The sequence below is a fragment of the Amycolatopsis sp. NPDC003676 genome (genome assembly GCF_053587275.1).
Window position 1 is genome coordinate 1 of sequence record NZ_JBSFNS010000164.1, and the last position, 13,830, is coordinate 13,830.

At 66.5% G+C, this 13,830-nt stretch carries 13 protein-coding genes; 3 read left to right on the forward strand and 10 right to left on the reverse strand.

The features are described 5' to 3' along the window. Window positions 1–75 precede the first annotated feature (75 nt). Window positions 76–984: a LysR family transcriptional regulator gene (locus ACWDNU_RS42360; RefSeq protein ID WP_449672998.1), complete on the reverse strand. Its 909-nt coding sequence runs from the start codon at window positions 982–984 to the stop codon at window positions 76–78. 87 nt (window positions 985–1,071) lie between these two features. Here ACWDNU_RS42360 and ACWDNU_RS42365 point away from each other — a divergent pair, with 87 nt between their 5' ends. Continuing rightward, window positions 1,072–2,859 (forward strand): adenine deaminase C-terminal domain-containing protein, encoded by a 1,788-nt coding sequence (locus tag ACWDNU_RS42365; RefSeq protein WP_449672999.1) that lies wholly within the window; start codon window positions 1,072–1,074, stop codon window positions 2,857–2,859. Between the two features lie 23 nt (window positions 2,860–2,882). Beyond that, window positions 2,883–3,575: a YczE/YyaS/YitT family protein gene (locus tag ACWDNU_RS42370; RefSeq protein ID WP_449673000.1), complete on the forward strand. Its 693-nt coding sequence runs from the start codon at window positions 2,883–2,885 to the stop codon at window positions 3,573–3,575. On the opposite strand, the gene ACWDNU_RS42375 is transcribed toward ACWDNU_RS42370, so the two are convergent. The 8 genes from ACWDNU_RS42375 to ACWDNU_RS42410 all read right to left on the reverse strand — a co-directional run bounded on the left by ACWDNU_RS42375 (window position 3,550) and on the right by ACWDNU_RS42410 (window position 12,138). Next, window positions 3,550–4,731 (reverse strand): sensor histidine kinase, encoded by a 1,182-nt coding sequence (locus ACWDNU_RS42375; RefSeq protein WP_449673001.1) that lies wholly within the window; start codon window positions 4,729–4,731, stop codon window positions 3,550–3,552. The genes ACWDNU_RS42370 and ACWDNU_RS42375 overlap by 26 nt on opposite strands. Further along, window positions 4,728–5,375 (reverse strand): response regulator transcription factor, encoded by a 648-nt coding sequence (locus ACWDNU_RS42380; RefSeq protein ID WP_043831817.1) that lies wholly within the window; start codon window positions 5,373–5,375, stop codon window positions 4,728–4,730. Before ACWDNU_RS42380 ends, ACWDNU_RS42375 begins: the two co-directional genes overlap by 4 nt. Before the next feature lie 92 nt (window positions 5,376–5,467). Next, window positions 5,468–6,739, reverse strand: coding sequence for a cation:proton antiporter (locus ACWDNU_RS42385; RefSeq protein WP_449673002.1), 1,272 nt, complete (start codon window positions 6,737–6,739; stop codon window positions 5,468–5,470). Further along, window positions 6,736–8,058, reverse strand: a complete 1,323-nt coding sequence (locus ACWDNU_RS42390) for a cytochrome P450 (protein ID WP_449673003.1) — start codon at window positions 8,056–8,058, stop codon at window positions 6,736–6,738. Before ACWDNU_RS42390 ends, ACWDNU_RS42385 begins: the two co-directional genes overlap by 4 nt. Beyond that, complete coding sequence (locus ACWDNU_RS42395) at window positions 8,055–9,080, reverse strand: alpha-hydroxy acid oxidase (RefSeq protein WP_449673004.1); 1,026 nt, start codon at window positions 9,078–9,080, stop codon at window positions 8,055–8,057. Before ACWDNU_RS42395 ends, ACWDNU_RS42390 begins: the two co-directional genes overlap by 4 nt. A gap of 1 nt (window position 9,081) precedes the next feature. Then, window positions 9,082–10,626 carry an NAD(P)-binding domain-containing protein gene (locus ACWDNU_RS42400; RefSeq protein ID WP_449673005.1) on the reverse strand — a complete coding sequence of 515 codons (1,545 nt, stop codon included), beginning with the start codon at window positions 10,624–10,626 and terminating at the stop codon, window positions 9,082–9,084. Between the two features lie 133 nt (window positions 10,627–10,759). Further along, on the reverse strand, window positions 10,760–11,740 hold the full coding sequence (locus ACWDNU_RS42405; RefSeq protein WP_449673006.1) for an aldo/keto reductase: 981 nt from the start codon (window positions 11,738–11,740) through the stop codon (window positions 10,760–10,762). Next, window positions 11,737–12,138 carry a MerR family transcriptional regulator gene (locus tag ACWDNU_RS42410; RefSeq protein ID WP_009072633.1) on the reverse strand — a complete coding sequence of 134 codons (402 nt, stop codon included), beginning with the start codon at window positions 12,136–12,138 and terminating at the stop codon, window positions 11,737–11,739. Before ACWDNU_RS42410 ends, ACWDNU_RS42405 begins: the two co-directional genes overlap by 4 nt. A gap of 95 nt (window positions 12,139–12,233) precedes the next feature. Here ACWDNU_RS42410 and ACWDNU_RS42415 point away from each other — a divergent pair, with 95 nt between their 5' ends. Further along, window positions 12,234–12,824 (forward strand): TetR/AcrR family transcriptional regulator, encoded by a 591-nt coding sequence (locus tag ACWDNU_RS42415; protein WP_449673007.1) that lies wholly within the window; start codon window positions 12,234–12,236, stop codon window positions 12,822–12,824. On the opposite strand, the gene upp is transcribed toward ACWDNU_RS42415, so the two are convergent. Continuing rightward, entirely contained in the window at window positions 12,817–13,440 is a 624-nt protein-coding gene (gene upp / locus ACWDNU_RS42420; protein WP_116205731.1) for a uracil phosphoribosyltransferase, read from the reverse strand. The two genes, ACWDNU_RS42415 and upp, sit on opposite strands and share 8 nt — an antisense overlap. Between the last annotated feature and the right edge of the window lie 390 nt (window positions 13,441–13,830).

Sequence of the window (13,830 nt, forward strand, 5' to 3'; positions counted from 1 at the left end):
CGTGAGGGGAACCCTGAGGGAATCTGATTCCCTCAGGGTTCCCCTCACGTACCTATGCGGCAACGGTGCTGAGCGTTAGGGGCGCGGAGTCTGCGCGTGGGTCAACGCGCCCACGATGTCCTCGGCCAGCAACAAACTCGCCAGCCCGTGGCCGTGTTTTTCCCGCCGCACCAACGAAACCACGTTGTTGCTAAACGCGTCGCGGACGGGGCGGAAGACGAGGCGGCCGTCGCGGATCTCCTCGGCGATGTCGAATTCGCTGAGGAACGCGATGGCGTCGCCGGAGGCCGCGAGGCGTTTCATGGTCTCGATCGAGTTGGTGTGGAAGGCCGGTTCGATGTCGAGACCGGCCTTGGCGAAAGCCTCTGCGACGATGCCGTGGATGACCATCGAGCGGTCGGCGAAGATCAGCGGGTAGGGCGGGCACTGCGCGAGCGGGATCGGGTCCGCGCCGGCGAGCGGATGGTGCGGGGCGACGACCACGCCGAGCCTGGTGTTCATCTGCCAGCAGACCTCGAGGTGCGCCGACGGCGGGACGTTGAAGCCGAGTCCGAGATCGGCTTCGCTGGCATCGACCGCGTGCAGGATCTCCTGCGTCGTCATCGCGCGAATCGAGATCCGGACTCGCGGATGGCGAGACCGGAACGCCGCCGCGGCGGTGGCGACGACGCTGCTGGCCAGGCCGGTCATCGTGGCGATCACAACCTCGCCGCTGCCGAGCGCGTGCAGGTCGCGGATGTCGGCGACGGTCTCGCGGTACTGCTGCAGCGTGCGCCGGACGTGCGCGAGAAGCGCCTCCCCGGCTGGCGTCGGGCGCATCCCGCGCGGCAGACGGTCGAACAGCGGCTGACCGAGTTCCGCTTCCAGGAGCAGGATCTGCCGGTTGATCGCCGACGGCGCGACGTGCAGCCGGGCGCCGGCCGCGCGGATGGAGCCGAGGCGCGCCACTTCGTCGATGTACTGCAGCAACCGCGAGTGGAGCACGGGCGGACCTCCTTAGCGTACGAAAAAAGAGTACACGTCGTACGAAAATGAATGCTTGTCAGCAACGGTATGCGCCGGGTTCTATCAGTGCACCAACGACAGCGAAGCGAGGACACTGTGCAGGATCCGACGACGTATCCCCCGATCCCGGCCGAAGACGTTGCCGCGCAAGAAGATCACGTTCGGACGATCTTCGGAATTCTCTCCGGCGAGCAGGAGGCGGACCTGCTGCTGCGCAATCTCCACATTGTCGACGTGCACACGGAAAGTGTCTATCCCGGCTCGCTTCTCGTTTACCGGCAGCGGATCGTGGCGCTGAACCCCGACGAGTCGGTCGTGCGGGTGCGCGAGGTCTTCGACGGCGAAGGGCTTTACGCGATCCCCGGTTTGATCGACGCGCATCTGCATTTCGAGTCGCAGCTCGCGCATCCGGCGGCGTTCGGCGAGGCGATCGTCCCGAGTGGAACGACCACGGTCTTCGGCGAAACCCTGGACTTCGCCAGCGCGGCCGGGGACGAGGCAGTGGAAGCCGTCCAAACATTGTTTGCTGACCACGAAAACCTGCCGTATCGGCTTTACGCGTTCGCGCCGGGGAAGAAGACCTCGACGGACGTCACCGAGGCCATGCTGAAGATGGATCCGGTGATCGGGCTCGGCGAACTGGCTCACCTGTCCTACATGACCGGGGACGCCGACGACTTCCGCAAGTCCGCGCTGGGCCGGGCGAATTCCGGGTTCGTGAACTGCCATTGGGGCGTCACGGCGCTGTCGGACATGCTGCTGAACTACATGCCCGCGATCGGCGTCGACAACAATCACGACGTCTGGAACGAGGACGACATCGAAAAGAGCGTCCGCTACGGGCTAAACACCCAGATCAAGTTCGGCGTCGGAAGTCCCGAGGTCATCCGGACCATGTTGCGCGCCATCGTGAAACGGCGCTGGCCCGCGGAGAACTTCCAGCTGTGCGCGGACAATATCTCGGTGGACCGCGTCCTGCGGCAAGGCCACATCGACTGGGTGATCTCGCTGGCGATCGAAATGGGAATGCCGCCGATCAAGGCGATCAAAATGGGCACGCTCTACGCCGCCCGCTCGTTCCGCAAGGACCGCGATCTCGGTTCGCTCAGCCCGGGCCGCTTCGCCGACATCGTCCTCACCGACAGTCTCGCCAAGATCAATCCGCGGTATGTGTTCAAGGGCGGCGAACTGGTCGCGCGCGACCGTAAGCTGCTCAACCGCGTCGGCATCGATTACTCAAGCCTGGCCAAGGAACCCAAGCCGGGTCTCGCCGACCTGACCGCCGAGCAACTCGACTTGGTGCCACTCGAAATCTCGCCCGAAGGCGACCAAGCGAAGGTGCTGCTTTTCGACGTCTACGGACGCGGGCATCTCAAGTTCGCCCAAGAGATCTGGGTACCGTTCCGCGACGGTGCGGTCGTGCCCGAGCACGAAGGCGAGCGGCTCAACCGGATTTCCGTCGTGCAACGTTACGCCGACGGAGAGCGGCACATCGTCACCGGACTGTTCAAGGGCGTGTCGCTCGACCGCGGTGCGGTGTCGACGTTCTGGCCCGCGCCGTCGGCGTACTTTGTGAGCGTCGGCAGCGACAGCGCGGAAATGTGCGCCAACCTCAAGCAATTGGACACGCTCGTCGGCGGCTGCATCGTGACCGAGGACGGCGAGACAAAAGCCTGTCTGCCCTTGGAATTCTACGGCGTGATGGCCGACATGAATCTCGCCGAACTCGTCGACGCGACCCGCTCGGTCGACGCCGCGCTCGAAAAGCTGGGCAACCACAACGAGGGCGAGCCCGTCGTCAACAAACTCCTGACCCTGTTCATCTCGCTCGACCGTTTCGGATTCATGAAGTAACCCTCAACGAGGAGGTCGCGGTCGTGCCTTACGACAAAGACGCGGGAGTAATCGACACCGGAAACGTGGTGCGGCGGTGGATCACCTACATCGCGGGCATCTATCTGCTGACGCTCGGTCTCGGCCTGGCCATCCGCGCCGGGATCGGCATTTCCCCGCAAAGCAGCCTGACCCGCACGATGACGCTCGTGCTCCCGCCGCTCAGCCAGGGCACGTTCAATCTCATGCTCGAAGTGCTCATGCTCGGGCTGACTTTCCTGGTGCTGCCAAGGGCGTTCAAACTCAAGAACCTGTTCTCGCTGGTTCCGGCGCTGATTCTGGCCGCGCTGCTCGACTTCAACCTGATGGCGACGAAGTGGATCTCGCTCGGGCCCTATGCGGCGAATCTCGCGTTGCTGTTCCTCGCTGACGCGATGCTGGCGTTCGGGCTCTTCCTCATGATCCGCGCCAATCTGGTGCTGATGCCGATCGACCTGTTCGTCAACACCCTGCAGAAGAAGACCGGCCGCAAATGGGGAAACATCAAGACCGTCTTCGACTGCACCCTGCTGGCGATCTCGGCGGGCATCGGGCTGATCTTCCTCGGCGGCCCGCATTTCATCCGCGAGGGCACGATCATCAACGCCGTCCTGGTCGGCCAGTACATCAAGCTCTATTTCTTCCTGTACAAGAAGTTCCAAGCCCGTAAGCTCAAGCCCGTTGAAAGCGCAACGTAAACGTCGCACCGACGCCAGGCTTTCCGAACGCGGCAATAGTCCCGCCATGTCCGGTCACCACTTCCTGCACCAACGCCAACCCCAACCCGAACCGTCGTCCCTCACCGTGCGCGCCGTGCGCGAAACGTTCGAAAAGCCGCTCCGCTTCGTGCTGCGGGAAGCCGGTTCCGGTGTCGCACACGCGCAGTTCGACGTGCCGGGCGTCCGGATTGGCGAGAATCACCTCGATCGACCCGCCGGGCGGAGTGTGCCCGATCGCGTTGTCCAGCAAGGCGGACAGCACTCGCCGCAACGCGGTCGGGACGCCCGGCACCACGTCCTCCAGCCCCGGCGAACGACTCAGCCGGAGGTCCACCTGCCGGTCGTTCGCCCGGACCGATTCCGCCGCCACCGCCTGTTCCGCCAGCACCGCCAGCTGCACCGGCTCCAGCTGCGGCCGCTTGGCACAGGCCTGCGCGGACAAGAGCAGATCGTCGACCACCGCACCCAATTCGCGGGTGCCCGAGACCAGGGTTTGCAGCTCATCCGGTCCCGCACCGCCGCGTCGGGCCAGGAGCTGTGTGCGGGTGTGCAGCCGGGTCAACGGCGCACGCAGCTCGTGGGACGCGTCGGCGACGAATGTCCGTTGCCGGCGCAATGCCTCGCCCAACGGCCGGATTGCCCGCCCGGCCAGCAGATACCCGCTGATCACCGACGCGATCAGCACCACCAGCTCGGCCACCCCGAGCCCTAACAACAGCTGTTCGCGGTCAGAGATCAGGTAGTGCTCGTTGAAATACGCCTGCCATACCTCGCCGCCGCGGTTGACCGTACGGATGGTGTAGGTCGCGCCGTCGAGCACGCGTTCTTCCGTCACCACATCACCGTCGTGCGGCACTTGCGGCACCGGCGGGATCGTGAACGGGAGCCGCCCGGCAGGCGCGTGCCCCTCGGGCGTCACCAGATAGGTGCATCCGGGCGGGGTCGCGGAAAGCCCGTGACTCAGCGCGAATTCCAGCTGCCGCTCGGTCTCCGCGGACTGCCCGCTGCGCAGCACCCAGTACGCGATCACGCCCGCGGCGAGCACGACCATCGTGATCACCACGGCGATCTGGCCCGCAATGGTCCGCCGCGCGCGCCGCAGCGCCCGCGCCTCCGGGGCGACGACGGTGGTCACACCGCCCCGATCTGGTAGCCAAGGCCGTGCACTGTCTTCACCACGCCCCGCCCCAGCTTCCGCCGCAGGTAGTACACATAGGTGTCCACAATGGACTCAGCGGCGGATTCGGTGAACACTCCCGCGCGCAGGGACGCCCGCGGGTGGATTGCCTTGGGCCGCTGGGCAAGCGTGCGCAACAGTTCGAACTCGCGGCCGGACAGCGTCACCCGCTCGCCGCGCGGCAGCACGACCTCGTGCCGCTGCAGATCCAGCGCCGCAGCGCCGAGCGGGAGCGATTCGGCGTGCTCCTCGTCGCGGCGGCACAACGCTCGCACCCTGGCGAGGAGCTCGTCGGTCTCGAACGGTTTCACCAGGTAGTCGTCGGCCCCGGTGTCGAGGCCGTGCACCCGGTCGGCCAGCTCGCCCAGCGCCGACAGCACCAGCACCCGCGCGGGCACCGCCCGGCGGCGCAGCTGGGCCAGCACCGAGAGGCCGTCGACCACCGGCAGCCGCCGGTCGAGAATCACCACCGCGTGCCGCCCGGTGAGCCCGAGGTGCAGGCCGCGCTGTCCGTCGTGGGCCACTTCGGTCTCGTAACCTTCTCCGGCGAGCAATTCGACGAGCATCCCGGCGAGATCGCGATCGTCCTCGACCAGGAGCACCCGGGAAGCCGCCGGGGTCTCTGCCTCATCGTGCACAGGTCCATACTCGCAGTGATCCGGCCATCCGACCCTCGACTTTCGTAGGCAATCGTTCAGCTTCGTCCGGTGAGGAGAAATTCGGGCATTTCTCCGTCGGCGTACCGGCGGGCGTCGCGTTTGTCCAGCCAGCCGAGCACCGGCGAGGTCATGATCGTGGTGACGAGCGCGACGAGCACCAGGACGGTGAACAGCGCGGGCGAAACGATTCCGGCGGACAGCCCCACGTTCAATGCCACCAATTGCATCAGTCCGCGCGCGTTCACCAGCACGCCGATCCGCAGCGCTACCGGTTGCGGTTCGCCGGTCAGCCGCGCCGCGCCCCACGAGGCACCGAGTTTGCCGACCACCGCGACCGCGATGCAGACCAGCGCGAACATCAGCAGCTTCGGGTCGGCGAGCAGCGCGAATCGCGTGTTGAGGCCGGAATAGGTGAAGAACAGCGGCAGGAACACGACCCGGCCGACCGGCATGATCCGCGCGAGCACCGCGTCGGCCGCCTCGCCGCGCGGGAACACCAGCCCGAGCATGAACGCGCCGAACACCGCGTAGAGGCCGATGACGTCGGTGAACCACGCGGCGCCGAACAGGAACATGGCGGTGACGAGCATCCGCTGGTCCACCGACACGCGCGGGTTGTCCATCACCCGCGCCACGATCCGCCGGACCACCAGCCACACCAGCAGCACGAACAGCACTCCGCCGCCAATGGCCGTCGCGATCGGACCGGCTGTGCCGGCGTGCATGCCGAGGACGACGGCCAGCAGGATCCAGGCGAGCACGTCGTCGAGGGCGCCGCACGCGAGCGCGAGCGAGCCGAACCGGGTGCTGCCCAAACCGCGTTCGGTGATGATCCGGGCCATCATCGGAAACGCCGTGATCGCGAGCGCCACCGCGACGAACGCCGCCGAAACCACCGGCGACACCCCGGGTTTCAGGATTCCGGCCCAGTTCGCGCCGAGCACGCTCACCCCCACGCCGAGCGCGAGCGGCACGACTGTGCCCGCGGCGGACACCGCCGCGACGGTTTTCCTCCCTTCCTTCAGGGCGCTCAGCCGAAACTCGTAGCCGGCACCGAACATGTAGATGACGAGCCCGATCTGGCCGCCGAGGTAGAGCAGCGTGCGCACCGAGTCCGGGAACAGCCATTCCTGGACGCCCGGCAGCAGGAGCCCGAGCAGCGACGGGCCCAGCAGCACACCGGTGACCATCTCACCGACCACCGGCGGTTGTCCGAGCCGCACCGCGAGCGCGTTCACCGCCCGACAGGACACCAGGATCACCACCGCTGCCAGGAAAAACGCGGGTGCGGCTTCTACGGCACTCATCGGTTCCCTCCCTGGAAGTGTTTGGTGCACAACCGAAGCCGACGCGCGTCGAGCACCATGTAGGTGCCGAAGACCAGCTGCGCGAGGCTGCGCCACACGTCTTCCCAGCGATCGCGTACCGCCAGATAGGCCAATGCGGTGCGGGGATTTCGCCGCGATCCGCGCGGGGTCGCGAAAACCGGTCCGCGATTGGGAATCGAGCGGGTGTGCGCGGCGCTCGTCGTGAGGGCGAACCGGCGCAGGAATTCCCTGGTGACCACTCGCATCGTCACCGGGGCGAGGCCGCGCGCCGGGCACGGCCGGTTTTGTGCGACGCCGAACGGCAAGAAATTTCTCTGCTGGTGCGCGGGGCAACCGGCCCAACGCTCCGGGTCGAACTCGTCGGGACGGTCCACTCCGGCGTGGTGGAACTCCGGATAGCTGAACAACAGCACGGTGCCCGCGTCGATGGTTCGGTCGGCCAGTTCGATGTCGCCGGTGGTGATGCGGTGCGCGATGCCGAAGAGCGGGTAGGTGCGCAGGCATTCGTCCAGCACACGGTCGAAATACTCGTCGTCGTCCGGGTTTTCCGCGAGCCTGCGCTGCACCTGCGGATGTTCGGCGAGCACCATCAGCAGGTGCGCCATCGCCTCGGACATCTGCACGACCGCCGTGTTGAAGAACGTGCCTTGCAGGTAGAACACCTGCTCCTCGCGGGTGAGCCGCGACGGCAGCGGATGCGGCACGTCGTCGAGCCGGCGGCGCAGGTACGCGGTGAGCCGGGCGCGACGGCACATGTTGCGCGGGCGCACGCACTTCAGCGCGGACACGACGTCGTCGGCGTGCCCGACGATCAGGTCCCGCGCCTCCGGCGGGCACGGTTCGCCGAACACCAGCTCGTAGTACAGCTCGGCCCAGACCGGCATCATCTCGTCGCGCAGCCGGAGCAGTCGGCCCGGCCCGGTTTCGATCCGGTCGAGCACGCGTGCGGCGACCCGTTCGGTCATCGCCTGCGATTCGGCCTTGGACTTGACCAGGATGTTCCGGGTGGTTTTGGCGACCTCGTCGTAGCGCGGGCCCGGTTCCAGATGTTCCTGGTGCACCTGCGGTCCGGGCGCGAGCCAGTACCAGAACAGGTCGGACAGCGCGGCGCCCTCGCTGCGTCCGTCGGCCGCCGGATCGGCGTACACCCGGCGGAAGTCCTCGACCGGCACCTGGTAGCCCTCGTCCCCGTTGACCAGCGCGAAGATCCGGTTCCGCATCGCGACGACCCGGCCCGGCAGCCACTTCGGGCTGGTCGCGATCAGCCCGGCCGCCCCGGCGAGCACGAGACGTTTCATCGGACCAGGTCCGGAGTCAGCTCGCCGGGCGTCCGCGCCCCGCACAGCCCGAGCGCGGTGTCCGTTTCCTCGCGCAACCGTTCCAGCACTTCGGCGACCCCTTCCTGCCCCGCCGCAGCAAGGCCCCACAGCACCGGCCTGCCGACGCCGACCGCGTCCGCGCCGAGAGCGAGCGCCTTGACGACGTCCGCGCCGCTTCGCGCACCGCCGTCGAGGATCAGTGGCACTTGACCGTCCACAACGGACACGATTTCGGGAAGTGCGGCCAGACTCGAAATTGCGCCGTCGAGTTGCCGTCCGCCGTGGTTGGACACCACGAGTCCGTCGATTCCGGCCGCCACCGCGCGCCGGGCGTCCTCCGGGTGCAGCACGCCCTTGAGCAGCATCGGCATTTTCGTGCTTTCGCGCAGCCAGGCGAGATCGTCCCAGGTCAGGTCGACGGGCATTTCGATGTCGCGCACCCGGCCGGTGGCGTCGCGCATGTTCTCGGCGGCCAGCCCCGGAGGAAGATCGTGGAACGCGTGGCGGTACTCGCGTTCCCGCCGTCCGCGCACCGCGGAATCGACCGTCACCACCAATGCCCGCGCGCCCGCGTTCTCCGCCCGGCTGATGACCGCTTCGGTGAACTCACGGTCTGATTGCACATACAGCTGAAACCAGAACACGTCGGCGACTTTGGCGACGTCTTCGACAGCCGTCGTCGAGGCCATGCTGCACACGAAGACGGTGCCCGCTTCCGCAGTGGCTTGCGCGGTCGCGAGTTCTCCATCCGAATGCGCGAGACGGTGGAATGCCGTCGGGCACACCAAAATCGGCATCGACATCGGCGACCCGGCAATTTCCACCGTCAGGTCGCGTTTACCGACGCCGCGCAGTGCTCGCGGCACCAGCACCCGGCGGCGGAATTCTTCTTCGTTGGCGCGCAAGGTGGCTTCCTCGCCCGCTCCGCCGGCGTAATAGTCGTAGTGCGCTGGCTCCATCCGTTCGCGTGCGATGGCTTCCAACTCCGCGATCGTGCGCATGTCAGAGCTGCTTGGTGAAGAAGGCCGTCAACGCGTCCACGTGCACCGGGCGATTCCACTCGTTTTCGAGGTTCTCGGTGACGTGATGGGTCGCGACCAATTCGCCGCCCTGGTAATGCCGGACGATCGGGTGCAAGTAATGCCCTTCGCCGGAATCGTTCGCGACGTCCTGACTCGCGCGGGTGACAGTGAAGTCGAACGGATCGATCTTGTCGTGGTCCGGCCCGTAGTCGAGGGTGATCACGAACGCGTTGGCGCTCTCCCCCAGCGCGGTGTCCTTGAACCGGTCGACCGGGACTTCCTCGTAGTAGCGGGCCTGGTCGCCGTCGACCACGAGAACGTCGGCGAGGAAGCCGAACTGTTGGTACAGCGCGGAAGTACGGTTGATCCGGCCTATGACGGCGTCGACCAGTTCACTGGTTTTGTTGGCCACCACCGTGCTTGGCCATTCGGTGTCGTGGTAGCGCTCGTCGAGCACTTTGGAAAGCGCGCGCACGCCGTAGCGGTAGCCGTGAATGAACGCGCTGGTGGCCTTCTTGAAATCGCGGGCCTGAGTGATCGTCCCGGCGAAGTAAAGTCCTGGCACGTTCACCGATTCCCACGACGAGGTCTGCGCCGGGAACCGGTCGTTGATTGTCATCTCCGGACGGCAGTCCTCGTCGAAAATCGAAGCATCGAACCGGAATCCGGTCGCGGCGATGACCCGGTCGTAGCGAATTTCCTTGACCAGCTCATTGGCACGGGCGAAAGCGAACTTGACGTGATAACCGTCGTCGTCCTTGGTGATCTCGCGAACGTCACCGTCGAGAATCGCGTGCTGCAGCTTGAGTTGATACATGTCGAGCACGCCAGCGTTGAATGCGCGAAGGTGTCCGACGAAGTGCGTGCGCCACGCGAGCTTGACCGGTCGCGGACCGGCGACATGCAGCACCGCAGCGAAGGCGTTGATGCTGTCAGCGGTTTCGAAGGCGGAGTTTCCCTTGCCTAGCACGAGAACGCGCTGGTTGATAAACTGTTCCGGATCGGTGTCGTAATCGGCGTACTGGTCGACCAACTCCATGCCCGGCACATCCGGGACATACGGTTTGGTCACGCCGGTCGCCATGATCAGCCGCCGCGCGCTGAACTTCTCCCCGTCCGCAGCGGTGACCGTGAAGACGTCACCCGCGCGCGAAATTCGCGTAACCTCGGTGTCGTAACGGATCTTGACGTCGTGTTTCGCCGCGTAATCGGCGGTGTAGCTGAGAAATGCTTCCGCCGGCGGGAACATCTCGGCGCTGTAGTCGGTGAAGACCAGCGGATCCGGCCCGTCGTCGAGCAGCGAGTTCCAGTCGACCCGGAGGTTCAGTTCGGGGTCGGTCCATCCGGTGTATTTCTTGTTGACCGAGATGAGCGTGCGGTGCCGGGGAAATCGCGTGAAGAACGCGGCGGGCACGGACCCGCGCTCCAGGACCAGGTAGCTGCGCCCGGCCCCGCCCAGCTGCCGCCCGAGCTGCAATCCCGCCGGCCCGGCTCCGACCACCAGGTAGTCCAGCACGTCCGCCATGACACCGACCTCCCGCGTCGCCTTGATCTGACGGCGATCAGAGTGGTCGGAAGATCTCAGAAATCCCTCAGAACGTACCCGGTCTTCGGGACGCCGGCGCCCCGCGACGGAAGCGAGGCACCGGCTTCGGCTGCTACTTGCCGGTGACGCGCGCGAGCGCCTCCGGGTACCGGGCCCCCGCGATCGCCTCGGCCGGAGCGGCCTTCTCGATCGCCGCGATGTCCTCTTCGGACAGTTCCAGTTCGGCCGCGCCGACGTTCTCTTCCAGGTACTTCCGCCGCTTCGTGCCCGGGATCGGCACGACGTCGGCCCCCTTGGCCTGCACCCAGGCGAGCGCCAACTGCCCCGCCGTGACGCCCTTCTCCGCGGCCAGCGCACGCAGCGCCTCGACGATCGCCATGTTGCGCGCGAAGTTGTCCTCGGCGAACCGCGGCAGGCCACGGCGCATGTCGCCCTCGGGCAGCTCCTGCACCGACGTGACCGCGCCAGTCAGGAACCCGCGGCCCAGCGGCGAGAACGGCACGATTCCGATCCCCAGCTCCCGGCAAGTACCGAGAATTTCGTCCTCGATCCCGCGCGTCCAGAGCGACCATTCGCTCTGCAACGCGGTCACCGGATGCACCGCGTGCGCCCGGCGGATCGTCTCCGCACCGGCTTCGGAAATCCCGGCGTAACGGATCTTCCCTGCCTCGACCAGCTCAGCGAGCGCACCCCAGGTCTCCTCAATCGGGACGTTCGGGTCGACGCGGTGCTGGTAGTAGAGGTCGATGTGGTCGATCCCGAGCCGCTGCAGCGACTCGTCGCAGCACTGCTTCACATACGCGGCGTCACCGCGCGCGGTCATGCCCTCGTCGGTGTGCACGATGCCGAACTTCGTCGCGAGAACCACCTGGTCGCGACGGTCGGCGATGGCCTTGCCGACGAGCTTCTCGTTCTCCCCCGCGCCGTACACGTTGGCCGTGTCGAGCAGGGTCACCCCCAGTTCCAGCGCCCGGTGCACCGTGGCGACGGACTCGCCGTCGTTGTCGCGCACGCCGTAGGCCGAGCTCATCCCCATGCAGCCGAGCCCCTGTGCGCCGACCTCCAGTGCGCCGAGCTTCCTCGTACCGATCACGCGGAAATTCCCTCCATTTCGGGCGCGACGCCGAAGGCCTTGCGCTCGATCTGCTCGTAGTTGGCGATCTTGTAGTCCAGAATGTCGAGACAACCCTGCAGCTCGGCGATCCGGTCGGCGACCGACTGCCGCTGCTCCACGAGGATCGCCTTGCGCCGTCCCGCGCTGGCCACCCCGTGCCGGCGCAGCGAGGCGTACTCGCGCATGCTCTTGATCGGCATCCCGGTGAGCCGCAGCTTCGTGAGGAAGCCGAGCCAGTTCAGGTCCTCGTCGGAGTAGGCGCGCCGCCCCGCCGAATCGCGAGCGGGCGGTTCGAGAAGTTTGATGCGTTCGTAGTACCGGAGGGTGTCGATCGACAGGCCGCTACGTCGTGCGGCTTCCGCTATCGAGTAGCTCATGCGCTCGACAGTACGACCTGGAGTGCACTCCAGGTCAAATCTTAAAACGCTGGTCACGGTCGCGTTTTATAACGTTGTTGCGTTACGCTGGGTACATGCCTCGCCCCCGTACCCACGACGAATCCCTCCGGCTGAAGCTCCTGGACCGGGCAGGCGAACTGATCTCCGCGGACGGCCCCAAGGCGCTGTCCTTGCGAAAACTGGCCGCCGACTCCGGCACGTCGACCACGGCGGTGTACTCGCTGTTCGGCAGCAAACCGGACCTGGTGAACGCTCTGTACGCAGAAGGCTTCCGCCGCTTCGGCGCCCGCCTCGCGACGGTCCCCCTCACTGGCGAGCCCGTACCCGACCTCGTGCGCCTGGGCATCGCCTACCGCGAAAGCGCACTGGCCGACCCGCACCTGTACGCGATCATGTTCAGCCGCTCGGTGCCAGGATTCGAACCGAACGCCGAAGCCGACGAGGTCGCCCAGTCCACCCTCGCCCCCCTGACCGGGGTCGTCCGCGCCGCGGTCGCGTCCGGCCAGTTCCAGGACGTCGCGCCAGAACTGATCACCGTCAGCCTGTGGGGCTTCGTGCACGGCCTGGTGTCCCTGGAACTGTCCGGCCGTCTGCCGGCTGGCTTCAGCGTTTCCGACGGGTACGAAAAAGCTTTGCACGCCAACGCTTCCGGCTGGCTTACCTAGCTCCGTACTGGCGATCCCCCGCGTCGCCCAGCCCCGGCACGATGAACCCGGAGTCGTTGAGCCGCTCGTCAATACTCGAGGTGACCACCCGAACCGGCAGCCCAGTCTGCTCCAGATGCGCCAACCCCTCCGGGGCAGCGAGCGCACAAATCGCGGTGACGTCAGTAGCCCCACGATCGGTCAGCAGCCGAATCGTGTACTCCATCGACCCGCCAGTCGCGAGCATCGGATCCAGCACCAACACCGGCCGATCCGCGAGCGACTCGGGCAGCGACTCGAGGTAGGGAGTCGGCTTGAGCGTCTCCTCGTCGCGAGCAAGCCCGACGAACCCCATCTGCGCGTCGGGGATCAGCTTGTGCGCCTGATCAGCCATCCCCAGCCCAGCCCGCAAGACAGGCACGAGCAACGGCGGACTGGCCAGCCGATACGCGTCAGTCCGCGCGACCGGAGTATGAATCCGCTCAGTACGCACCGGCGCATCCCGCGTGGCTTCATAAACGAGCATGACAGTCAACTCATGCAACGCGGCCCGGAACGCGGCACTGTCCGTCCGAGCGTCCCGCATGGTAGAGAGACGAGCCTTGGCCAGCGGGTGATCGACGACGTGCACATCCATGCCGCACAACTTAGCCGCCCAGCCCAGCGACGCCACTCTTTCCCCTGCGCGTTCGTGGGCTCGATTACGTCCGTGAGGGCCACCTTCACGGGCTCTGATTCCTCCAGGGTTCCCCTCACGCCCCACCCAGCCCCCGCCAGGATGCGCCCCAATGCGGCATTGGGTGCATCCCACGCACCCAATGCGGCGTTCGGTGCATCTGACGCACCCAACGCCACATTGGGGCGCAAGCCCCGACCCACTCCCGAACCGCAGCAAACGCACCCAAGGTTCGAGGCACCCAGCCCCTCCCCCGCACCCCGATACGAAGCGTCCCTGCGGTCTGGGGGTGCTTGTCAAGGCATCTTTCCCTGCGCATCCTCAAGTCGGCGGGCGTCGTGCACGGCGAGC

Excerpts from the sequence above, each read along its gene's own strand:
- ACWDNU_RS42385 (WP_449673002.1), bottom strand. The coding sequence starts at position 6,739 with ATGAGTGCCGTAGAAGCCGCACCCGCGTTTTTCCTGGCAGCGGTGGTG.
- ACWDNU_RS42390 (WP_449673003.1), bottom strand. The coding sequence starts at position 8,058 with ATGAAACGTCTCGTGCTCGCCGGGGCGGCCGGGCTGATCGCGACCAGC.
- ACWDNU_RS42395 (WP_449673004.1), bottom strand. The coding sequence starts at position 9,080 with ATGCGCACGATCGCGGAGTTGGAAGCCATCGCACGCGAACGGATGGAG.
- ACWDNU_RS42400 (WP_449673005.1), bottom strand. The coding sequence starts at position 10,626 with ATGGCGGACGTGCTGGACTACCTGGTGGTCGGAGCCGGGCCGGCGGGA.
- ACWDNU_RS42410 (WP_009072633.1), bottom strand. The coding sequence starts at position 12,138 with ATGAGCTACTCGATAGCGGAAGCCGCACGACGTAGCGGCCTGTCGATC.
- ACWDNU_RS42415 (WP_449673007.1), top strand. The coding sequence starts at position 12,234 with ATGCCTCGCCCCCGTACCCACGACGAATCCCTCCGGCTGAAGCTCCTG.
- upp (WP_116205731.1), bottom strand. The coding sequence starts at position 13,440 with ATGGATGTGCACGTCGTCGATCACCCGCTGGCCAAGGCTCGTCTCTCT.